Origin of the sequence: Leptolyngbya sp. FACHB-671 (assembly GCF_014695745.1) — a bacterium.
Classification (GTDB): domain Bacteria; phylum Cyanobacteriota; class Cyanobacteriia; order Elainellales; family Elainellaceae; genus JAAUTN01.
This window is the reverse complement of sequence record NZ_JACJOV010000111.1, coordinates 1-21,838: the sequence shown is the minus strand read 5'-3', so window position 1 is coordinate 21,838 and position 21,838 is coordinate 1. Positions and strand designations below refer to the sequence as shown.

General features: G+C 45.8%; 21 protein-coding genes. 17 read left to right on the top strand and 4 right to left on the bottom strand.

Translation table 11 applies throughout. The annotated features are described in order from the left end of the window. Positions 1-222 precede the first annotated feature (222 nt). Complete coding sequence (locus tag H6F93_RS14940; protein WP_190645834.1) at positions 223-807, top strand: Uma2 family endonuclease; 585 nt, start codon at positions 223-225, stop codon at positions 805-807. Between the two features lie 155 nt (positions 808-962). Here H6F93_RS14940 and H6F93_RS14935 read toward each other — a convergent pair whose 3' ends face one another. Next, positions 963-1,235 carry a hypothetical protein gene (locus H6F93_RS14935; protein WP_190645833.1) on the bottom strand — a complete coding sequence of 91 codons (273 nt, stop codon included), beginning with the start codon at positions 1,233-1,235 and terminating at the stop codon, positions 963-965. A gap of 376 nt (positions 1,236-1,611) precedes the next feature. Between H6F93_RS14935 and H6F93_RS14930 the strand changes: the two genes are divergently transcribed. Together H6F93_RS14930 and H6F93_RS14925 are read left to right on the top strand one after the other, a co-directional pair. After that, the gene (locus H6F93_RS14930; protein ID WP_199313730.1) at positions 1,612-2,421 is read left to right on the top strand and encodes a hypothetical protein; all 810 of its coding nucleotides are present in this window, start codon (positions 1,612-1,614) and stop codon (positions 2,419-2,421) included. Positions 2,422-2,448: 27 nt separating this feature from the next. Then, entirely contained in the window at positions 2,449-4,470 is a 2,022-nt protein-coding gene (locus H6F93_RS14925; RefSeq protein WP_190682073.1) for an ATP-binding protein, read from the top strand. Between the two features lie 29 nt (positions 4,471-4,499). Here the strand turns inward: H6F93_RS14925 and H6F93_RS14920 are convergent, their stop codons facing one another. Beyond that, the gene (locus H6F93_RS14920; RefSeq protein WP_190682069.1) at positions 4,500-5,063 is read right to left on the bottom strand and encodes a Uma2 family endonuclease; all 564 of its coding nucleotides are present in this window, start codon (positions 5,061-5,063) and stop codon (positions 4,500-4,502) included. Between the two features lie 585 nt (positions 5,064-5,648). On the opposite strand from H6F93_RS14920, the gene H6F93_RS14915 reads away from it, so the two are divergent. The 6 genes from H6F93_RS14915 to H6F93_RS14890 all read left to right on the top strand — a co-directional run bounded on the left by H6F93_RS14915 (position 5,649) and on the right by H6F93_RS14890 (position 12,835). Continuing rightward, positions 5,649-6,554 (top strand): hypothetical protein, encoded by a 906-nt coding sequence (locus H6F93_RS14915; RefSeq protein ID WP_190682066.1) that lies wholly within the window; start codon positions 5,649-5,651, stop codon positions 6,552-6,554. A 43-nt stretch (positions 6,555-6,597) separates the two neighbouring features. Beyond that, on the top strand, positions 6,598-8,580 hold the full coding sequence (locus tag H6F93_RS14910; RefSeq protein ID WP_190682062.1) for an ATP-binding protein: 1,983 nt from the start codon (positions 6,598-6,600) through the stop codon (positions 8,578-8,580). A gap of 16 nt (positions 8,581-8,596) precedes the next feature. Further along, positions 8,597-11,200, top strand: coding sequence for a DNA translocase FtsK (locus H6F93_RS14905; protein ID WP_190682060.1), 2,604 nt, complete (start codon positions 8,597-8,599; stop codon positions 11,198-11,200). Between the two features lie 286 nt (positions 11,201-11,486). Continuing rightward, positions 11,487-11,702 (top strand): hypothetical protein, encoded by a 216-nt coding sequence (locus tag H6F93_RS14900; RefSeq protein ID WP_190682057.1) that lies wholly within the window; start codon positions 11,487-11,489, stop codon positions 11,700-11,702. A 324-nt stretch (positions 11,703-12,026) separates the two neighbouring features. Beyond that, entirely contained in the window at positions 12,027-12,197 is a 171-nt protein-coding gene (locus H6F93_RS14895) for a PCP reductase family protein (RefSeq protein ID WP_190682052.1), read from the top strand. 95 nt (positions 12,198-12,292) lie between these two features. Then, on the top strand, positions 12,293-12,835 hold the full coding sequence (locus tag H6F93_RS14890) for a pyridoxamine 5'-phosphate oxidase family protein (RefSeq protein WP_190682049.1): 543 nt from the start codon (positions 12,293-12,295) through the stop codon (positions 12,833-12,835). On the opposite strand, the gene H6F93_RS14885 is transcribed toward H6F93_RS14890, so the two are convergent. Next, complete coding sequence (locus H6F93_RS14885) at positions 12,799-13,230, bottom strand: DoxX family protein (protein ID WP_190682045.1); 432 nt, start codon at positions 13,228-13,230, stop codon at positions 12,799-12,801. The genes H6F93_RS14890 and H6F93_RS14885 overlap by 37 nt on opposite strands. Positions 13,231-13,496: 266 nt before the next feature. On the opposite strand from H6F93_RS14885, the gene H6F93_RS14880 reads away from it, so the two are divergent. The 7 genes from H6F93_RS14880 to rarD all read left to right on the top strand — a co-directional run bounded on the left by H6F93_RS14880 (position 13,497) and on the right by rarD (position 20,338). Then, on the top strand, positions 13,497-13,757 hold the full coding sequence (locus H6F93_RS14880; RefSeq protein ID WP_190682040.1) for a hypothetical protein: 261 nt from the start codon (positions 13,497-13,499) through the stop codon (positions 13,755-13,757). A 96-nt stretch (positions 13,758-13,853) separates the two neighbouring features. Next, positions 13,854-14,948, top strand: a complete 1,095-nt coding sequence (cax, locus tag H6F93_RS14875; protein ID WP_190682038.1) for a calcium/proton exchanger — start codon at positions 13,854-13,856, stop codon at positions 14,946-14,948. Between the two features lie 302 nt (positions 14,949-15,250). Continuing rightward, positions 15,251-16,288, top strand: a complete 1,038-nt coding sequence (locus H6F93_RS14870; protein WP_190682034.1) for a DUF8738 domain-containing protein — start codon at positions 15,251-15,253, stop codon at positions 16,286-16,288. 442 nt (positions 16,289-16,730) lie between these two features. Further along, a complete protein-coding gene (locus H6F93_RS14865; RefSeq protein WP_190645820.1) occupies positions 16,731-17,654 on the top strand; it encodes a hypothetical protein in 924 nt (307 codons plus the stop codon). A gap of 9 nt (positions 17,655-17,663) precedes the next feature. Beyond that, positions 17,664-18,248, top strand: coding sequence for a hypothetical protein (locus H6F93_RS14860; RefSeq protein ID WP_190682031.1), 585 nt, complete (start codon positions 17,664-17,666; stop codon positions 18,246-18,248). Positions 18,249-18,410: 162 nt separating this feature from the next. Beyond that, a complete protein-coding gene (locus H6F93_RS14855) occupies positions 18,411-19,280 on the top strand; it encodes a hypothetical protein (protein WP_190682027.1) in 870 nt (289 codons plus the stop codon). A 149-nt stretch (positions 19,281-19,429) separates the two neighbouring features. Continuing rightward, positions 19,430-20,338 carry an EamA family transporter RarD gene (gene rarD, locus H6F93_RS14850; protein ID WP_190645817.1) on the top strand — a complete coding sequence of 303 codons (909 nt, stop codon included), beginning with the start codon at positions 19,430-19,432 and terminating at the stop codon, positions 20,336-20,338. A gap of 13 nt (positions 20,339-20,351) precedes the next feature. On the opposite strand, the gene cysH is transcribed toward rarD, so the two are convergent. Then, positions 20,352-21,110 carry a phosphoadenosine phosphosulfate reductase gene (gene cysH / locus H6F93_RS14845; RefSeq protein WP_190645816.1) on the bottom strand — a complete coding sequence of 253 codons (759 nt, stop codon included), beginning with the start codon at positions 21,108-21,110 and terminating at the stop codon, positions 20,352-20,354. A 130-nt stretch (positions 21,111-21,240) separates the two neighbouring features. Here cysH and H6F93_RS14840 point away from each other — a divergent pair, with 130 nt between their 5' ends. Continuing rightward, complete coding sequence (locus H6F93_RS14840) at positions 21,241-21,708, top strand: nucleoside 2-deoxyribosyltransferase (RefSeq protein WP_347277298.1); 468 nt, start codon at positions 21,241-21,243, stop codon at positions 21,706-21,708. The last annotated feature ends 130 nt before the right edge of the window (positions 21,709-21,838 follow it).

Genomic DNA, 21,838 nt, shown 5'->3' with positions numbered 1-21,838 from the left:
CTTTAACTCGCATCACTCACCTTATCGAATTTTGCATGACCCCCACTCATCAATCTGAGATAACTAAGCGCGCCCCCGCTGAGCTAGAACCCGCAATGAGCTGAATTTCATCTGTATGATGTTGTATATACCCAGAGGGCAGCATAAACAGAGCGCAGTATAAGAGCAAAACCTAATCGCTTTACTGCTTTTGATGAAAAATGGTCGATCGCAAACAGGACGATGCAAACTCAACAACGTTACTACACTCCAGAAGAATATTTGGCACAAGAGGATGTTGCGGAGTTTCGTAACGAGTATCGAGATGGAGAAATTGTGCCAATGACCGGTGGCTCGATTAACCACAATCAAATTGCGGGAAACATCTACGCTTTTCTAAAGTTCGCGCTTCGTAAGACAGATTACAAACCATACATTGGTGATTTGCGGCTGTGGATTCCTCAATATCGCCAGTACACTTATCCAGACGTATTTCTAATTCAAGGTCAGCCTGTATTCCAAGATCAGCGGACTGATACGATTTTGAATCCCTACCTAATTGTTGAAGTTCTGTCTAAATCTACGAAAGATTATGATCACACCGATAAATTTCGCTATTACCGTTCTATTCCAGGGCTTCAAGAATATGTATTGATTAACCAATACGCGGTTGGAGTTGAGCAATATACAAAGGCTGAGGGGAATTCCTGGCTATTTCAAGCTTACGAATCTGAAGCTGAGAAAATTACTTTTGCTTCAATAGGTATTGAAATGCTGGTTGAAGATATTTATGAGAACGTAAACTTCAATCTAGGCAACAAAGATTAAAATTGGCTCTGAAAGGGTATTTGAGAAGAACAAAGTGCGGCTAGGATGGCTGATCGATCGTCAGAACCAATAAACTTAGTTCCATCTTGCTGATCAATCTGTGAGCCAATTTCTAGCCGCAGCTACTCTTAGGGGAGACAACGTAAGGTCTGAGCTTAGTTTGGCGCTACGGTCTTTGCTTTAGACCGCGTGCTATTCTTGTTGGACTTAGGGTTGGATGTGGCGGCTTGAGTTTTAGAAGCAAGATTGCCTTCTGAGATGTTGACATCAAAAGCGATCGCAAACTTTGAGTTAGGACGCATCTGAGACATTGCTTTCAAATATCCTTCGGCATCGTTGCGGTGACGAAAGCGGGCGATCGCCTCCTGCTGGCAGTCGGGTAAAAGCTGGTGAATAACCCAGGGACTGAGATGTTCTTGGTAGTTCATAAGTTTAAGGTGGTGCGAAGGCTAACAGGGCGAAAAAATCAGGCGTAGTGATAGGACGAAGTTAGCTACATTGGCCTACAGGTGAGTAGCAGCCAAGTGAATAGCGATTAATTAAACTTTAAGCCTGACTAGTGGGAGTAGAGCTACCCAAACACTATCTGTAGGAAAAGATAACAGCTTATCCACTATCAGCAGCGCTCAATCGAATTAAACTTACAAAACTTTACATTCTCTACTAGTACAAATGCACAATTCGTGCTAGAAGACTGAAATTACCTGACTTTGAAAGACTTGCTCCAAAAACTTTCTTTCCTCTAGGCTGTGAGTTGGGCATCGAGCTAGCGTTAACCTTAGTTTGGATAAGTCGGGCGATCGCATGGAAATAGCGACCATAGAACTTAAGTTTCTTTTGCAGTTACTCAGTTTTTCGGGCTATCGGGCATCGCTGTCGCAGATTCAGCCGAGTGCCAAAACTTCGTCCTCAGAGCGAAATAAGACCTGTAGCCAATTGTGCGATCGCGGCTTAATTGACTGTTCTCAGAAAATTGTGAGTTTCAAAATTGCTCCCGCAGGCAAAGCGCTACTCAAGCTCAAATCAGAATTGCCAGTCAGTGGGCAGGAGCTAAAAGTTCTTAAAGCGTGTGAAGACCAGAGGATTACTCCTGAACAGCTAAAAATCAGACCTGCTGCCGAAAAACAAGCCATTGTCAAGAAATTAACCGATCGAGGGCTGATTCAAGCAGAAACCAAAATTGACGAAATCTGGCTAAGCGATCGGGGAAAAGCCTATCTACGTACAGAATATAGCCCCAAGGGTAGCGGTAACATCAGCCTCGGTTTGCTGAACTACTACTTACGTTTTTTGCGTCAGCCCGAATCTTCAAATGGGTCGTTCCCTCAGGCAGATTCAATCCCAGCTAAGTTTAGCGATGCTGAAATTGTGCAAATCATTCAAACCCTAGATCGTGAACTAGGCAGCCAAAACTATTTGCCTTTGTTTCACCTGCGCCAAAAATTACAGCCTCTCTCTAGAGACGAGCTAGACCAGGCACTATACCGATTGCAGCGGCAAGACCAAATCGAACTGAGTTCACTACAAGATGCAACCCGCTACACCATTGAACAGGTCGAGGCAGGTATTCCTCAAGATATTGGCGGATCGCTGTTTTTCGTTACCGTTGTATAGGGGATTGGGAACTCAAAACTTAAAACCATGACTGCCATTGACCAGATCATTCGCCAAGCGATCAACCCCTTTGATCCCGCTACTTTTAAGCCGGGAAATTTTTGGCATGAGGAGCAAGATCCGGCGCTAGATGTGGAGTCAATTCATCAGGAAGTGATCTATGAAGTGGAGGCGGTTTTAGAACAGGTGGCGCGAGATCACCGCACTCGCACGGTAATGATTTTTGGTGATTCTGGTGCTGGAAAAACTCACGTATTGGGGCGGCTAAAGCGGATTCTTAACCCCAAAGCTTTCTTCGTTTATATTGATCCCTTCCCTGAAAGTGAGGCGATTTGGCGGCATGTGTTGCGCTACACGGTTGATAGTCTGGTGCAAAAGCCAGAAGGGGAGGCAGAATCGCAGCTTTTGCTCTGGCTCAAGAGTTTGTCTGCGTTTAAGCAGGGTGGCATTGTCAGTTGGGTATTGAGCGATCGCCAGCGCTTCATCCGCAGCCTTAAAGCCAGTTATCCTAGCGGCATCTATAACGCTAATGAGTTTTTTGGCGTACTGTATGACCTGATTGATCCCGATCGCTATCCGCTAGCGTGTGAGTGGTTGCGGGGCGATAACCTGGATGACGAAAGCCTGAAACTACTCAACGTCAAACACTCGATCGAGACAGAAGACGCAGCCCAAAAGGTGTTAGCAAACTTTGGTAGAATTTCTGCCGAAACGCAGCCGATTGTCCTCTGCTTTGACCAGTTGGATAACATTGCCCGCACTGCGGATGGGGCGATTGATCTGCAAGCGTTGTTTAATGTCAACTCCAGCATTCACAACCAACTGTTAAAAAACTTCCTGGTAATCATCAGCATCATCACTAGCACCTGGCGACAAAATGCCGATCGCGTCCAACTTGCCGATCAGGTACGGATCGATACTTCCGTGCCGCTAAAGCCGATTTCACTCGACCAGGCAGAGGCAGTCTGGGTCAGCCGACTGCGACCTTTACATCGGCAGGCTGATCCCCGACCTGACTCCCCTACCTTTCCGCTTACCCGTCAGGTCTTAGAGCAGAAGTATCCAGGCGGCAAAACTTATCCGCGTAATGTACTGGAACTGGGACGACGAATCATTCAAAGCTACAAAGTTGGCCCCAGCAAGGCAGAACAACCGGAAGATGCGATTGCCGCTTTCAAACTGGTGTGGCTCAAAGAATTTAACCGAGTACAGGAACGCATCATCCGCATCCGCCAACTTTCCGCCCCTGAACTCACCCAAATGTTGAAGGAAACCTTCGCCGCGCTGCAAGTAGGTGAAATTCGTCCGCGTTTCTTGCCCAGCCCCACCTACGCCAGCCATTCCTTTAGCTATCAGCCCAACAATCAGGGACGGGTCGGTATCGGGTGGAACGAAGACCCTAGCCTCACCACTCTCTTCCACATCATGAGTGCCTGCCGCCGCGCCGTTGAGCTAAACCTGTGCGAAAAGCTATTCTTGATTCGGGCAGAAGGCATTGGTAAACCTGGCAATCGGGGCTATGAGTTACATGATCAAATCTTTGCAGAAAACACTCCCCACCAACGTCTCAAGCCTAGTCTGCACTCGGTTCACTACCTGGCGACCTATCACAGCCTGGTGAATGCTGCCTACGCTGGAGAAATTGTTGTTGCCGGAAAGACACTGGATATTCAGGCACTAGAGTCCTTTATTCGAGACTCTCGTATTTTGCAGAACTGTGCGCTACTTAAGGATCTAGGGGTTCTCTCTGGGACGGTGATTAGTGAGGTGGAAGGGGGGGCGATCGCCTCTCAACCCGACGACTCAGAACCCGAGTTTCAACCTGACAACGAACCCATTCAAGACTTCTTACTAGACCTGCTCAAAACTCACCAACTGCTGGGACGGCAAGTGATGGTGCAAACCACTGTCGGTCAGTTCACTGAAATTAGTGAAGATCAGGTAAATAAGCTAATTCAGCAACTCTCGGAAGACAATCAGCTGCGGGTTCTTGGCGATAACCCCAATCCAGAAGAACAATTAGTTTATCTTCCCGAACAATCTGCTTGAGCATTAACTCGGTGGTTGTGCAAACTCCATCACTCGAATAGCCAACCAAAAACAGATCCCACACTTAAAACTAGCTCACTCGCAAAGGCAGGAACCGGGAGGGATTGCTCTGGCTCGTCAAATGCTTCTGGTTGCTGTTTTGGAAGATAAACAAAAACAGTTTGCTCATCTGGATCAATCAACCAACCCATTTGAGTCCCGTGATTCAGACAGTGCAGAATATTTTTGGTAACTTTTGTTTGACTTTGATCAGGTGACAAAATTTCAATTGTCCAGTCAGGAGCTATTGAGAAGGTATTTGCGACCTCACCATTTTGGTCACGCGGTATTCGCTGCCAGGTAAACCCAGACACATCTGGAACAATAGACCGTCCACCAAACGTACAGCGTAACTCTGAAAACGCCCGTGCAATTTGCCGAGGTTTAAGAATCACATTGACAGCAGTAGAGAACTCCGTCTGAATAGTGCTATGTTTTCCCTGCGGCATTGGCTTCTGGATGATTTGCCCATTGATGTATTCGCTGGCAGGCTTGTTCGCTGGCAGCTTCAGAAATTCCTCTAAAGTGATGGGTTTAGACGGAGACTGTACCATGAGGACTTTTGTTGAACAGGGGTTAGATAGATCTTGTACCAATTCTAAAAGCTCAGCGTATTTAACTAAGCGATTGAGCAGCTAATTGAAACAAATTAAATTGAACTTCTTTATAGAAATATTGAGCCAGTAATCAGACTAGATAAAGTTTAGATGAAATAGTGAGAGTCCCAACCTCTACCTAAGTTTTATTAAATAACGCATTCACTTTATCTAACCCAACTCGTATATCGACTGTTCTATAGATTATCTTCAAAGCACTACCTTATAACTACTTAAATGCTGCTTAGCACTTAGTGTTAGTAGTTAGTTTGTATGTACTATACTCACTGCTGCTTGACTAACAAAACTGAAAAGTTAAGATGGGGTTGAAGACAATAAGCCCACCTTTGTATCGTATTTTTGCTTAGAAGCGATCGCCGTTGCATTCAATTAGGTGAATGTGGATTAGGCGATTGCCCCTAAACTTTGCACGATTTTTATTTAGTCCAAGTTAATCTAAGCTAGAATCTGGGCAACCTTACTTAAGCAGATACTTAGAGTCAGGGATGTAAGCTGTACAGACAACATATTAGGCTCAAGTCTATGGAAGTTATTCAACTTAAATTTCTTCTCAAATTGCTAGGGCAAACAGATTGCCGAGCGCCAATCTCAAAACTTCAGCCTAGTGAGAAAACCTCGGTATCAGAACGAGACAAAATTTGTCGTCAACTCACTGATAAAGGTATTGTTTCGCATTCCCGCGAGATCAAAAAATTCAAAATTGAAGCTGCGGGTAAGAACTTACTCAGTCAAGATAGATCCAGTTTGCCATTTACAGAAAAACATTTTCTTGTCCTTGAAGCATGTAAAGAAAAATCAGCTACTCCTGGTGAAGTGAAGAAGCTGTCCTCGGAAGAGCGACAAAATCTTATTCAAGAACTTGAAGAAAAAGGTTTTATAAAAGCTGAGAAAACTCGAATCAAAGAAGTTTGGTTGACAGATGAAGGATATGAATATTTAAGAGATGAACACAGTCTTACTGGAACATCTAACATCAGCTTGAATCTGCTGCAAAACTATATTAATTTTCTGCGGAAGGCTTTTCACAATAGCTCTAATTTGGCTCCATCAGGTCAGCTAAATGCAAGTGTTCCTGAACCTACATTAATCGGTACTCATACAGCACCGTCTGATTCTTTATCAGAATCTAACAAGCCTAATGATGAGGATATCTTACAAATTATTCAAGACTTGGATCATCAGCTAGGTACGGAAAATTATTTGCCAATCTTCCATCTACGTCAGAAGTTGCAGCCGCCATTGTCAAGAGATGAATTAGATCAGGCGCTCTATCGTTTGCAGCGGCAAGACAAAATTGATATGAGTTCGCTTGTAGAAGCAATTCACTACACTTCAGAGCAGATTCAGGCGGGAATTCCCCAAGACACGGGTAGCCCTCTATTTTTTATTATGCTCAAGCGAGAAGATTCTGATTCTCTACTGCTTTGAGCAACTTACTGGGACATCAAGTTTAAGAGCATGAGGTATTGCTGTGACATCAATTGAAGAAATTATTCGACGAGAAGTTAACCCTTTTGATCCAGTCACCTTTAAAACGGGTAACTTTTGGCAGAATAATGAGCAAGCAGAATTGCCTGTAGTTGAGTCGATTCATAGGGATGTAGTCGATCAAGTTACAGCCGTTTTAAATCAAATTTCTAAAGATCACCAGACTCGCACTATCATGATTGCTGGTGATACCGGATCTGGCAAAAGCTATGTTTTAGGTCGTCTCAAGCAAACCCTAAACTCTAAAGCTTTTTTTTCGTACATTGGGCCTTGCCCCGACAACGAGCATATTTGGCGGCACACTTTACGCCAAACAGTTGATAGCCTGATGCACAATCCAGAGGGGCAGGAAGAATCGCAACTTCTTCTTTGGTTAAAGAGTTTATCGGCTTTCAAAGATCGGAGTTTGATGAAAAAGCTTTTTGGAGAAAAGAGCCTTTTCGTAAACAATCTTAGGAGCACTTACCCCGTCGGAATTTATCAGACTAAAGAGTTTTTTAGCGTACTGTATGCCTTGATTGACCCTAGCTTATACTTCATAGCTTGTGATTGGCTGCGGGGAGAACTCTTGGACGATGATGACTTAAAACGATTAGGTGTCAAAGAAGCCCTTGAGAGCGAGGCAGCAGCACAGGGAATTCTTGCTAACTTTGGCAGGATCTCTACCTCTACTCAGCCGATTGTGCTGTGCTTTGACCAGATCGAGAGTAAGCGATCGCCAGACGGCACTGCCGATATTCAACCTATTTTTCAGGTCAATACAACTTTTCACAATGAGGGATTGAAGAACTTCCTAATCATCATCAGTATCGTTACAGATGTTTGGAGGATAAATCGAGATCGAATCCCGCAATCCGATAAAGCGCGTATAGAGAAAGGGATTTCGCTAAAACCTATATCCATAGAAGAAGCTGAGGAGCTTTGGGCAAGTCGTCTCTATCCTCTACATGCACAGGCAAATCCTAAACCTGAAACCTCAATCTATCCCTTGACTCAACAGCATTTGGAGAAAAAGTTTCCCGGTGGAAAGACTACGCCTCGTGCTGCACTAGCTCTAGGTGAACACCTGATTCTTCAGTACAAGCTAAAAGGGAATGGCGGTAAAGAACCACCTGAACGAGACAAAGCAGCTTATTTCAAGCTTTTGTGGGACAAAGAATTTAGGAAAACTGAAGATAGAGTAACTCGTATTCGGCAGTTCTCTTCTCCAGAGTTAATTTCAATGTTGCGAAGAGTAATTTCTGCTTTAGAACTGCAAGAAACTCAGTTTAAGTTTTTGCCCAGCCAAACTTACGCAAGCTATTCTTTTTGTTATCAACATCCTCAAAAATCTCAAAAAGTTGGCGTTATTTGGGCAGAAGATCCAAATATGAATAGCTTTTTTCGAGTGATGGATGCTTGCCGTAAGGTGGATGAAAGAAAACTTTGTGATGTTTTATATCTCATCCGTGCAGAAACGACTGGAAAAACGGCTAATCGAGGATATAGGCTGTACGAACAGGTCTTTAACCGTCCACCTCATGATCATCTAAAGCCAGATATCACTTCTATACATTACTTGGTAACTTACGACAGATTGGTTAATTCGGTACATTCTCAAGAACTTGTTGTCGCAGGTGAAACCATCGATCTGCATGAACTGGAAATGCTAACCCGCAAATCAGGAGTTCTTAAGGAGTGTCGGCTGCTTCAAGAGTTGAAGATCTTCCCTTCTATTAAAAATGGTGGATTAGAGAAAACCAATCAGAAAGTTAAAGACTCGGTGCTAAATTTTGCCAAGATTCATCAGTTGATATCGAGAAAGGTTGTCGCTCAGCACGCCAAAAGCCAGTTCTCACAAATTAGCGAATCTGAAATTCAAGGGCTGATCCAAGAGCTTTGTCAAGAAAACGAGCTTTGGATATTAGATAGCAATCCACCTATTGAGGAACAGATCATTTGTTTGGTTCCTCCTAAAGCCAGCTAATTTTGTTGAGTGCCGAATGACCTACTTGACCGATGTTTCTAGTATTCAAGCGCTAATTGCTGACCTTAGTTCGTGTTCAGTTCTTTGGCTAGATACTGAGGTTGCGGACTGGCAAACGTCTAAGCCTAAATTATCCTTGATTCAGGTGTTAGCTCACTGTCATGATTTGACCGGGAAGTCTGCTTACATTCTGGATGTCTTAGATCAGCCTGATTTGATTCAATATTTTGTGGATCAAATTATGACAAATACTAGGATTGAAAAGGTTTTTCACAACTCAGGCTATGATTTACGGTTTTTAGGAAAGCCTGTTGCTCAGAATGTAACCTGCACCTTGAAGCTAGCAAAAAGCATTCCACTTCAAGCTTTGGGAACACCCGATCGCAAACTTAAAACATTAGCTGCAAAACTTTGTGGTTTTTCGGACGTTGATCAAGAGCAACAAGGAAGTGATTGGGGTAAACGTCCCTTAAGCGAAAGGCAATTGATGTATGCCAGGATGGATACAGTTTACTTGGCGCAAGTACACCAGCATTTGCTCAAACTGACCAATCAGGAACCTGATAAACCAGTGACCAAGCCCTCTGAAAATACCTCCTTCAGTGTTACAAAGGTACGCTTAGCCTTTGAATGTCCTCGTCTGTTCTACTTGGCACATCATTTTGGAGGCATGACATTGTTTCTGCCCGATGGTCAAGCGTTTGGGGTGGGTAGTGCCTTTCACGATTTATCGGCTCGGTTTGTTCAGACTGCGTTGAACGAACCGCAGTTTAAGACTTTACTTGAGCCAAAACCTGAGCAACTGAAAATAGATAGTGTGTCAACCACGATGCGCGAGTTGTTCTATAGTTTGGCTTTTTTCCCTTATCTTCAATCTGCGATTCAAGAGAACCCCAGTAAGGCTCAAGCACTGGCACATCTTTGGCAGGGGCTTACAGGTTTGATTGATCGCTGGGCTAAGTTGTTGGTCAACAATCGGCGCTACTGTAAAGCGGAAGAAGTGATTGGTAAGACTTTTCTAGCGCAAGAGCTTACAGTTCAACATGAGTTTGCTTTACCTGATGGTAGCTGCCAACTTGTAAGGGGTAGATTTGATAGTCTTGTTTATGACTTTGAACACCAGCGTTTGCAGGTGGTTGAGTACAAAACTTATCAATCACCAGACCAATCCGCTGAGCTAGCTCAAGTTGCACTCTACAGCTACATGCTGAAAGAAAAAGTTGGTGTACCCATCAACTCGGCTGTCTATAGCGTTCTGCCAGATTGGAGAGAATTAACGTTTAGCTGGGACGAGTTAGAAAAAACCGTTCATCAGCTGATTCCGCATAAGTTGAAGCAGATGCGACAGTGGGCAGAGTGGCAGCAAGGACAACCAAATCCACCGTCACCGACTGCTCAACCCGATCGCCTCTGTGACATCTGTCCTCAAAAGAAAAAGTGTCAAACGCTTTTCGTAGTAGGAAGTACTCTACCCATAGATCTTCCACCACCACCCAAACTAATACCGCCTGAACCAACGCCCTCACCACCGATCGCTCCTCCTCCAACGTCTTCGACTCCTGATGCAGATGCAATGGGTGAAAGGCTGGTTGAAACTTTACGAGCTTTTGGAGTTGGCGTTGATTATCAGGGTGCGGCTGTTGGGCCTGCTTTTGTACGGGTGAAGCTAAAACCTAATATGGGTGTAAAGGTTAGCTCAATTCTGCGATCGTCAGATGATTTGAGGGTGCAGTTGGGTTTGGCAAATTCACCTTTGATTGCACCTCAAGCGGGTTATGTGAGCGTCGATTTGCCGAGGAGCGATCGCCAAACTGCCTACTTTGACGAGTATATTCGACCACAAACCCAATCGCCTGCTGACCCAACTCGTATCGCTATTGGGATAAATCTGGACGGGCAGCTTGTTGAGGCAGATTTGTCTGACCCCAATACCTGCCACTTCTTGGTAGGAGGAACGACAGGAAGCGGTAAGAGTGAGTTTTTGCGATCGCTCCTCCTTAGCTTGACTGCACGCCACACTCCTGATCAACTCAAAATTGCCTTGGTTGATCCAAAGCGAGTGACGTTCCCGGAATTTGACCAGATGGCGTGGTTATATACTCCGATTGCCAAGGATAGCGATCGCGCCATTGAAGTGATGGAAGATTTGGTAGGGGAAATGGATTCTCGCTATCAAAAGTTTGAGATGCAACGGTGTAACGATCTCAGTAGCTATAACCAAAAATTTATCCAGCAGCCTGCAAAGCTTCTTCCTCGAATTGTTTGTATTTTTGATGAATATGCTGATTTCATGGCAGAAAAAGAAATTGCTAAAGAATTAGAATTTAGTATCAAGCGGTTGGGGGCAATGGCACGAGCCGCAGGAATTCATCTCATCATCGCGACTCAACGCCCAGAAGCCAAGATTGTTACTCCGGTTATTCGCTCAAACTTACCTGGACGGGTAGCCCTTCGGACGGCGAGTGAGGCAGATTCAGCCATCGTTTTGGGTGGAAAACAGATTGAAGCAGCTCATCTGCTAGGTAAAGGAGATTTGCTCTACCTTTCAGGAGGAAAACTGTTGAGGCTACAAAGTCTTTTTGCCCCAGAGAAAACGATCCTATCCAAAATTCAAAGCTAGCGGCGATCGCCCCATTCCAAATTTTCAACATCGACTACTTGCCAAAAGCTTTTCTTTAGCGTAGTCTCGTATCTCACAACCTAAAATACCTCGGACTTAAAGCGTTCCCTGAAGGTGTTACCAGCACCCTCAAGGAACTAACCCCCAAACTGGAATGAGCAGTCTGGTGGGCTAGTTAGGCAGTTTAGCACTTCCTCTAGCCACCCTTGTTTTGCTGCACAAAATTGCAACGGGGGTGGCTTTGAGTTTTAGGGGCTAGTCTCTCAACTAACGGAGCTTTACTGCCATGACAGACAACCTTTTGTTTGATTTCGATCGCTTTGATAATGCTGATCCGCGTATTCTCACTCTGATCGTGATTGGGACGGAGGAGAATGTGAGAGCGTATATTCTGAGGCAGCATACCTTGGGTGCGGCTGAGGCAGGTTTGTGGAGTAAACCGTTGCCTTTGTCGCAGTGTCCAGGGAAAGTGATCAGCATTCTCAGCCGAGTTTTGGCCTGATTCAGCAGATGGGCGATATCACTTTCTGGCAAAGTCACCTTGAACAAGGGGCTTAAATCTGTTAAGACAGGCTGAAAGTTTGTCCAACAACCATCTTAGTCGGCTTCAACTGATACCGATTTGAACAGATTTCGCGACACATCAATTTCTGTAAGGGCGCACTGCGGTGCGCCCCTACCCACATCTGCAACATGCTCCAACTAAATTGGTTTGACTTTAACGTTCAGCCCGAACTTTAGTTCAGGGCTTAAATCAGTGCCAATAAGCTCAGATGAATTCGTATTAAAGTGAAGAAGTTGTGCAGCGTATTGAATCAGACCTTTTATGAGCAATTCGATTGAGTGGACGAGTGAAGCTGAAGCCCGTCTGAAGGAAATTCCGTTTTTTGTTCGTCCTGCTGCCCGTAAGAAGATTGAAAAGTTTGCTCAGGAGGCAGGTGTGACTCAAATTACGGTTGAAATTTATGAGCAGGCTAAGCAGCGCTTTGGGTCTTAGAAATTCCCCATTAAAGCCCGAACTGCTCACAGTCTCCCAACATGGGGATATAAGGGGCTGCATTATGTACACACCGTAGAAGTAGGAAGTCCACAATGGAACTTGCAACGGCACAAAATGGCTGGGTGAACACGATCGCTTCCTCTAATCCAGAAGCGATCGCCAAGGCCCGTCATATCCTTCAAAGTGTGCATTATTGCAGCCTTTCTACCTGCTCAGCCGATGGCTTTCCCTGGGTGTCTCCGGTGTTTTTTACTTACGATGAGCAGCTAAATTTTTACTGGTCATCAGCGATCGCCTCTCGCCATTCTCAAAACCTGTATGCCAACAACGGACGGATGGCGATCGCCGTCTACAACTCTGGTGTAAAAGAAGGAAAGGGACAGGGTATTTACTTCTATGGAACGGCGGCTGAGCTTGAGCCAACACGAGTAGAAGCTGTGATGCAACTGTTGTTTAAGCGCTCAGGTCGAATCTTACCCAGAACGTCTGAAGATTATTTGAACGACTCACCGCGTCGAATTTATCACTTTCAGCCCACAGAAGCTTGGGTTACGGGCGATCGCTTGCCCATTGGCAATCAGCTTGTGGATACCAAAATTCAACTTAACTTAGCGACTTTTTCGGCACCTAGTTGAGTCTCTGGATTGCGGGTATACCAGTATGCCCAGGCAATTAACACTGCTTGAAAGGGCAATCTGGCAACATAAAGAGCCTGGCTATGAGGAATTCCCTCAACTGGAATATTGTGCAGAGTCATGTAAATGTTGGCAGGAAATACCGCAATAAACAGAGAAATGAGTCCCCACGCGGCCGCAACACTCACCAGTGGAATCATTAAGCCAATCCCACCCAAGATCTCAAAGAACCCACTCACATAAACAGACGTTAGCGGCGGAAAGGGCGGCGGCACAATCCGAGCATACTGTTCTGGACGGATGAAATGAGTCATGCCAACGATAATGATACAAACAGCCAAAACGCCACGCAAAATCTCTTTACGGCGATGGGGGGATTGAGTGGTGGAGTTCATGAGTAATGATTAACTTAGTTCAAAACACTGTCAGTGTAGCGATCGCTGCTCAATTCTGCGTCTGTCCAGGGTTAGTGCGATCGCTCTCTATGTAGCACTGTCACGTACAATAACTTTTCTGGTTGCAGATCCATTGCAGGGGCGATTCGCGAATTGCTCCTATAGCTTATATAAGGTGTTGCTAAGATGGCTTAAGTTAGCTCACAAATGATTTTCAGGACTGCTAGATCTCGTGGGAAAATTGGGGTTGTCTTGTAATTTGTATCATGTTTAAGGTTGTTACTCCTGGCTTCTCACAAGAGTTTGAGCGTTGGACAGATGCTCTCAATACTGCCAATTCTTTGATTCCTCTGTGCAAAAGCTGGACTGAAGATATCCGCATCTTCCTATTTGATGAATTGGTTTGGGTCTATAGCAGAAGCCATAAATATCCTCAGTATATTGGCGCTGGAATGTACGATCGCCTCGCTAAAATCTTCATTCAAGAAGCGCTAGAAGAAGAAAGTGCTGATTCAGGGGATGATTAACGTAGGGAAATGGATAACCTAAAACCCAAAAACTCAAAATTTCTCAAATTCTCACTCTGAATTTCTAACTTTTACTTTTTAATGCTTTAAATTGTTATGGCTCTCAGAACGATCATTCCGCTCATTCTGCTGATCTTTGTCCCAATCTCGATCGCCGCTGAGCAGCTACATTGGGGCGAAACGGCAGTATTCGTTACTTCTGCACTGGCGATCGTTCCCCTCTCAATCTGGCTAACCACCGCAACAGAAAAGATTGCTGTTGTCACAGGTCCAAGCTTTGGCGGATTAATCAATGCTGTGTTTAGCAACGCAACGGAGCTAATTATTGCCCTGACTGCGCTCCGGGCAGGGTTAGTTGATATTGTAGAAGCGAGTATCACGGGAAGTATTATTGGTGCCCTGCTGTTACTGTTAGGTTTGGGACTGTTTACGGGTGGGCTGCGCTACAAAGAGCAGGAATTTAAACCGATTTTGGCACGGGTGAATGGTTCCTCAATGACGCTAGCAGCCGTGGCAATCGCCCTTCCCACTCTCGTCATTAACACATCTAAAATCGTCGACGCATCATCCATTCGCAATCTTTCTCTAATCACCGCAGGGGCATTGATTATTGTGTATGGGCTAACGTTATTATTCTCCCTAAAAACCCACAGTTTTCTCTACGACATTGGTATCTCTGAAGAACCGATCCTGGAACCTGGAGCTGATGTTCCGGATAAAGGAGTGCGTCGTTTGTTGCTTTGGCTAGGTGTGTTACTTGCATCTACGATCGCCATTGCGGTTGAGTCAGAACTGTTTGTCGGTGTTGTCGAGCAGGAAACATCTCGTCTGGGACTCACACCTTTGTTTACGGGTGTGATCTTGCTGCCTTTAATTAGTGATGTGGCAGGTTATGTATTGGTCGTTCGCCTCGCGATGAAAAACCAGATGGATCTGGCAGTTGCCACTGTGACGGGCGATAGTCTACTGATTGCGCTGTTTGTTGCACCGATTCTGGTGTTTATGGGGCAGGCAATGGGGCAACCCATTGACCTTAATTTCAATACGTTTGAGGTGATTGCGCTGGCTATCACTGTAATTGTAAGTAATTTGATCTTGTCAGGCGGCCGGTCTAACTGGCTGGATGGTGCGTTTTTGTTGGCGACTTACTTTCTGCTGGGCGTTGCTTTTTACTACCATCCGATTTATTAGGGAACATGAATTAATTAAACTGCCTAATTCCCTGCTGTACGGGCTTGGCATTGCCAAGCCCCTAACCGAAATACTGTACTTTATTAAATTCATGCTCCTAAGTGGCAGCGATCGCCCTTCGTATTTTCTGTAACTGTATTTTCTGTAACTATTTCTGCAACAGAATCAAGGTTTGCTGGTCTGCTAGCTAAGGTAAAGGAATCGTACTTGACATCCTTTATCCCGGTACTGCACTTATGTTTCGCCACAGTTCATCACAAGCAGGAGCTAGATCACTTCGCGGCCTTTGGTCGCTAGCTTTAATGGGTTTTGTAGTGTTGGCTGCTCCTCAGCAAGCTGCAACAGCTTCACCACAGCCTGCTAATTCAGCGATCGCTCAAGCAAACTCCAATCAATCCTCTCAAAATCGGTTGCCGCGAGCGGTTGCGCGACAGGTGCAGCGCGACTTGTCCCAACGTCTTGACATTCCTCGACGCAACTTAGAAATTGTCAGCTTTGACCGACAAACCTGGCCCGATAGCTGCCTTGGACTAGCTGCCGCGAACGAACGCTGTGCCACAGCAACGGTCGAAGGTTGGCGGGTGGAACTGACTAACGGTCAACAAAACTGGGTTTATCGCACCGACATGACCGCGCAGGTGATTAGATTGGAAACCAATCAGAACAACGATCTGCTGCCCGAAGCGCGCGATCGCCTGCTCCAAACGATTGCCCAAGAAGAGAGCGTGTCGATCAACAGCCTACGCATTACGGAAGCGCAGCCCAGAGTGTGGGATGGCTGCATGGGAATCTATGCCCCTGACCAGGCTTGCACCAGGATTGCGATTTCGGGCTGGCAGGTAATCGTGGCTGGAGAAGATCAAAGCTGGGTTTATCACTTGAGCGAAGATGGCTCACGCATTGTGCAAAACTCTACAGCAAGCGGTAACTTGACCCCATCCTTTATTCCAACAGATGGAGGAACTCCTGAACCGATCGACAGCGCAGTTGTCTTTCGAGCCGTGACGTCCGGTGGTTTTGCAGGGATTGTCTCTGAAGTGATTTTAACGGCGGATGGCACGATTTATCGCCAGGTGTCGCAACCAAGCTCTCCTCGCCCCTCTGACCCAGTGGTTGAAAGTCGCCTTTCACCAGAACAAGTAGAGCAGTTTCAGCAGCTTTTAGAAGACCAAAGATTCCCTAATCTAAATGGGTTGAGATACATTACTGATGTTGCACTTGCCGATTATCCAACGACTACCTTCTACGCAATGGGTAGCCGAGTTGAATACATCGATTTGGAGCAAGATAATTTGCCTGAAGCGCTCCAGGAAGTAGTTCAAGCTTGGAACCAGTTCTAGGTTTGAATAAACTAGCAATACCAGGAACACCTGTTCCTATAACTTGAACATTGCCTTCTATAAACGTTGGGGCTGTGTGAAGTGGAGAGAAGCGCCATCTGGCTAAAGATGTAATCTCCACTTGTCAGTGGGTTGGTAGAAAGCATTCCGATTTTGTAATGCTGGTTACATAACCTAGAAACTAAAAGGGAGGTAGGGTAAAGCTCTACCTCCCTTTTAGTTTCTAACCTGTATAGCTATAGCTATAGATGCCCAAAAGTATTGCTACATATACCTCTCTAGGTTAGTTGAGTTTTTTATGGAGGTGTTAAATTCAGTAGTTATAACGTTTGGTACAGGCACACCAATCTTTCTCGTAATAACTTTTAAGTACGTTTAAGAATACTCCCTTAACTTGCCTTTTTGCTTTGCGTTAAATCATTTTTACAAAGGAAGAGCAACCATGATCAGCGATCAGAGACCCGTCGTTCAAGACGAAGAAAAGTTTTCAGTGGGTAGCACAAGCCAAGAGAATGCTCATCCTACCAATGTCCGACCGACTAACGTTCAGCCGACCAAGGTCCAACCGACTAAAGTCCGAACTGCTGACGTAACTCCTGTAACTGTTCAGGTCGAGCAAAAACCTGATTTCGACCAAAACACAGCTGAAAAGAAACCTGTAGAGAAACGGGTTAATCCTTCTCTAACCCGATTAATCGTCGGAGGGTTGGTTGGTGCAACGGTTGGTGCGCTCGCAGGGGCATTAGCTAACCGGAAGACCTCTCAAGGTTTCAAACACGCAGTTCAAGGAGTAGACCGCGCTTCCAAAACTGTCGGTGAAGGTTTAAGCCATGCTGCTAGTGGTGTTGTTGATGCGACCAAGAGCGTTGGTGAAGGCTTAGGATACGCAATCAGTGGTTCAACTCAGGACGCAGTACAGGGCATCGCTGAGGGCACACAGCAAATCAAAACGGCAGCAGCGGGGGTTGCACAAACAACCGCTAATCAGGTAGACCAGACTGTCAGGGATGTGACCAAAGGTGCACAGCAAGCTAAAACGGCAACGTTAGAGGCTGTGCAAGCAACAACAGAGCGAGTAAGTCGTGCTGCTCAAGAAACATCAGAAACCCTTAAAGCGGCGGCTGAAGAGACTAGCAACTCTAATCAACAGGTGATTGCTCAAGTACCGCAAACCGAAGCAATAGTACCTGTTCAATCTGATGTTGATATAGAACTCATGAATGCGTTGCAAGCGGATGAAGATTTTCTTGCTCTGACAGAAGGAACCGGTCAAGGAGAGATTGAGCAAAAAATCCAAGAAAACACCGAAGCAGCTCTTCAAGAGGGTTTGTTTGCAGATGTTGAAATCAGTCACCCAAGCCCCTAGAAGGAGAGAATGATGGTCACGGACAGTAATGAAGCTCTAGCTGAATTGGATGATGCTGAACTGGGTGATACTGAATTGGGTGATGTAGATACATCTATAGACTACATCGGCTCCGATGACATCTCAGATGGGTCAGGTCACGCCTTAACTCAAATTGCGATTGGTGCACTCGTTGGAGCCACCATTGGTGGAGTTGCCACTGCTTTGTCCAATCGGTCCATTGTCAACCGCATCAATCAGACCGTTCGGGGAGTTGGCTCCACCGTTAAAAGGGCTGCTAATAGCGTTGACGACGCGGTCAGAGGAGTGGGTGATGCAGTGCAAAGCGTTGCTACGGGCGTAAATGATACGGCCAAAGAGGTTAGTGACGTGGTTAGAGAGACAGCTGAAGGTATCGGCGGCACGGTGAAAGACACAATCAACACTGTGCAAAATACAGCCGAGAATGTCAACGACACTGTAAAAAGCACGGCTGATGCGGTTCGCTGTACAACCGAGGAAGTAACCACATCCAATCAACGCGAAGCTAATGGGTCAGAAAATGACACTCTTTACAAACTAATCCCAGTTAACTCAAGTGAATCGGGCTCTTGAAGCAATTTCCCCATTGAGTTGGGTTAATTGTGGGATGGGAAATGAGCAGCCTAAAGCGTGGGCTGCTCATCCCTTCTACAGGTTCGTGGTTATAGCAGACGAGGTTCAGGGGGCTGGTTTCTGTTCTCTGTGTCGCCTTCACAATATTGGACTGGTGTAACTATGCGTTGGATATCAGGATTCCTTAACCCCAAAAAGTCTCAGCCTTGTCAGCCACCAATTAACTCTCCAGCAGATCAAAGTTCAGATACAGTTCAAAATCCTAATACAATGCTACAGGTTGTAGTTGAAGAAACCGTAATGGCTGTTGCAAAATGGTTAGTGACGTTGGTCAACCGTAGTTTAGAAGCTAAGGCAGTTGCTCCAGTTGCCCCAGTCGCAGAAGCCCCAACGACCGCTGCTACTGTAGCTCAGAGCAATTCTGATGCCAGCTATACTGCTGCTTCCAATCCCTCTAGCGATTCTGACGTTGATCAAACGCGTACGGTAGAAGAACTATTAGTAAAATTTAGCTGTTTAATCCAGCAGTCGCACGATCGCATTCAATCTACCACAACCTTAGAAAACCGCATCCGTGCAATTGAGACCTACTTGAGAAGGGACTATAAGTTAGAACAACAAGTTAAAGAGTTGAGCGAATCATTTGCCAATCTAGAGAATCGACTAGCTCAAGTTGAAAGCTTCGTTGAGCGAGTTGATGGGATTTCAACCGAAGAATTTCTAAAGATGGAGCAGCGTTTAGAGCAGCAAATTGAAACAGGAACTCAACCCATTGGTACTTTTGAAAATCGCCTTTCGCTGATCGAAAGCTCTATTGAGAGTGAAAACCTTACCCTTAATCAAATGGTAAAAGTAGAGCAAGATGTAATGGCCATCGAAAAACGGATCGTTTCTCTAGAGAAATTGTTTACTCGAATGAGCCTGATCGTTCGGTATGTAGAAAATAACTACCGCTCGATCGCATCTTTGCAAAAGTACGTGAAGAACCTCGATCCTACATCTATCCCTAATAAAAACGGTTCTCACAATTAAACTCTCACAGGGTTAATATGGGAGAATTCAATTTATCCGTGGATGTGTTCTTCTTTTCGCCCTTCTAGTGCAGCTAACCCAAAAAGTTCATACTACGCTTTAGGATAGGGGCTTTAGGATAGGGATTGTATGCTCTCCACTAAATTCCTTTGAACCGCAATCCTGATCATTCTGCATCTCCCAGCACTACAACTAAAACGGGTGCTTTGTATGCTATTTTTGCCTATTCATCCTGGGGGCTACTGCCCATTTATTGGAAGTTTTTTGGGCAGATTCCGCCTATAGAAGTTCTTAGCCATCGCATCATTTGGTCAATGGTGTTTCTCACTGGGTTATTGCTGCTGCAACGGCGCAGAGCTGAATTTGCTAAAATCTGGCGATCGCCCACTCATCTCTCCACTCTCTTTTTAACTGCCTCACTACTCACTTTTAATTGGGGACTTTACATCTACGCCGTAAATGCCGATCGCGTCGTAGAAACCAGCTTAGGATACTTCATCAACCCGCTTGTGAACGTCCTGCTCGGGTTTGTGTTTCTCAAAGAACAGTTAAACCGATGGCAAACCCTGGCTGTAGTTTTAGCAGGACTCGGAGTTGCGAACTTTATCTGGCAACTGGGAGAAGTTCCCTGGATTGCGCTAGTGTTGGCGTTTTCCTTTGCCTGCTACGGCTTGTTGCGAAAAGTGGTGCCCGTTGCGCCAATGGCCGGATTGGCAATGGAAACGTTACTCGTTACTCCGATCGCCCTTGCTGCCACTGGCTATTGGGCCGCGACAGGCACAGGACACTTTGGCACAAGTTGGGCAACCAGTTTGCTGTTTATTGGTGCAGGGGTGACAACTTCACTGCCACTGCTGTGGTTTAACAATGCGGCTAAACGGTTGAGGCTTTCCACATTGGGATTTTTTCAATATCTGGCTCCCAGTTTGCAGCTTGTGTTAGCCCTGTGGCTCTACCGTGAACCGTTTACCCTAACTCACGCGATCACGTTTGGGCTAATTTGGACAGCCCTGATTTTGTATTCCACTTCATCTTTAATGAGTCAGCGATCGAGTTGATTGCTGCAATGGCTTACAGCGAACTAGAGTCAAGGCTAGCTGACTCTCCCAAGCTTTGCGGTAAGTGGATTCCACATTCCTGCTTCAAGCCATTAAAGCGGGTGTCGCGTTCGTCCTCATCTGTAGCGGTGAGGGGGCGGCTAGAGTGCCAATCGCCCACCGTAACGTAGCCTTCATCAAACAGCGGATGATAGGGTAAGTCATAGGCTTGAAGGTAGTCATACACTTGCTTAGAACTCCACCGCAGAATCGGTAGCACCTTGTAAATGCTGCCCTGAAGGTTAACGAAATCCAGCGTTTTGCGGTGGTCGGTTTGGCTGCTGCGAAGCCCGGCCAGCCATGCGGTAACGTTTAACTCGCGCAGGGCTCGCTGCATCGGCTCGACTTTGCGGAGTTGGTCATAACGATTAAGCGACTCCACATCGTTTTGGTCCCACAGCCGACCATAAAGGGCTTCCATTCGGGCAGGGCTAAGGGAAGACTGATAGACCTTGAGGTTGAGCTTGAGGCGATCGCTCAACTGGTCTGCAAAGAGGTAAGTTTTAGTGGGCAAATAGCCCGTATCAATCCAGATCACCGGAATGTCAGGAACGATGCATGTCACCATATGCAGCATTACAGCAGAGTGAATGCCAAAGCTCGTCGTCATTGCCAAGCCGCTGTCAAACGTATCAACCGCCCATTGCACAATCTGAACTGCGTCTGCTTCTGCAAACTGCTGATTGACTTCGTTCAGGTTGATTGCGGTTTGCCCCCATTTCAAGCTAGTCATTCAACTTTCCTTCAGATCCATGTGACTTTGTGCGATCGCTGCCTCCTTTCAGATAATCGCATGATACAAACAAGCTTGGCACGATGCTTTTAGAATGCATCTCGGATTATGCAGTAATTGGGAGACAAAGGTGACGCGCAAGACAATTTATTTAGCTAGCCCCTACGGGTTTTCTCAACAACAAAAGGCGTTGCTGTTGCCGCCCATCGTTCAGGTGCTAGAGGCGCTAGGGGCAGAAGTTTGGGAGCCATTTGAGCGCAACAATCAGGTCGATTTCTCCCAAGTCGGCTGGGCTTATCAGGTCGCACAGGCAGATTTCAACGATGTGAAAAACTGTGATGGCATTTTTGCTATCGTGAATGGAACGCCGCCCGATGAAGGGGTCATGGTTGAACTGGGAATGGCGATCGCCCTTCACAAAGCTATTTTCCTATTTCGCGATGATTTCCGCCGCTGTACGGATAGTGAGCTTTACCCACTCAACCTGATGGTTTTCTCAGGGCTGCCTGAAAAGAACTGGGAAGATTACTACTACACCTCCCTAGATGAAGTTAAATCTGAGCAAAAGGCTCTCTACCGCTGGCTGAGTGTTGCATAGGAAGCAAGATCTAATACGGAATCCGGATGGTAGAGTGACACTAATTTATTCCTCCTTCCACCAATGAAAAAGTGTGTGTCCACGAATGGTGTCTGGCATGGCTGAAAGAGTAAGACAACGAGAAGCTAAC